General features: G+C 66.0%; 1 protein-coding gene. It reads left to right on the top strand.

What is annotated here, in order from left to right; all coding sequences use genetic code 11:
* Positions 1 to 139 precede the first annotated feature (139 nt).
* Positions 140 to 514: single-stranded DNA-binding protein (locus G4D87_RS38550; RefSeq protein WP_163787687.1), on the top strand; the 375-nt coding region annotated here is incomplete at its 3' end.

Genomic DNA, 514 nt, shown 5'->3' with positions numbered 1-514 from the left:
GGCGTACGACACCCAGGAAGAAGGCGGCTTTCTGGCTGGGTGTCAGTACCCACTGCTATAGGTGGGAATCAAACCCGGCGGGTGCGTCCGGGGTGTAACCGGTCCTCGGTGGACCGGTTCTCGAGAAAGGAATGCAGTCATGGCTGGAGGCGTGAACAAGGTCATCCTCATCGGCAACCTGGGGGCGGATCCGGAGGTCCGGTTCACTCCCGGCGGTCAGGCGGTGGCGAACTTCCGCATCGCCACCAGCGAGAGCTGGGTCGACAAGAATGGCCAGAAGCAGGAGCGGACCGAGTGGCACCGCATCGTCGTCTGGGGAAAGCTCGCGGAGCTCTGCGGCGAGTACCTGAAGAAGGGACGGCAGTGCTACGTCGAGGGCCGCCTGCAGACGCGCGAGTGGACGGACAAGGAGAACCGGAAGAACTACACCACCGAGGTGGTGGCCAACGCCGTGACGTTCCTCGGCGGTGGGGCCCGTGACGCCCAGGACGGCATGGGCGGCGGAGGCGGGGGC

The organism is Myxococcus vastator (assembly GCF_010894475.1).
Lineage (GTDB): Bacteria > Myxococcota > Myxococcia > Myxococcales > Myxococcaceae > Myxococcus > Myxococcus vastator.
This window is presented reverse-complemented; position numbering and strand designations above follow the sequence as displayed.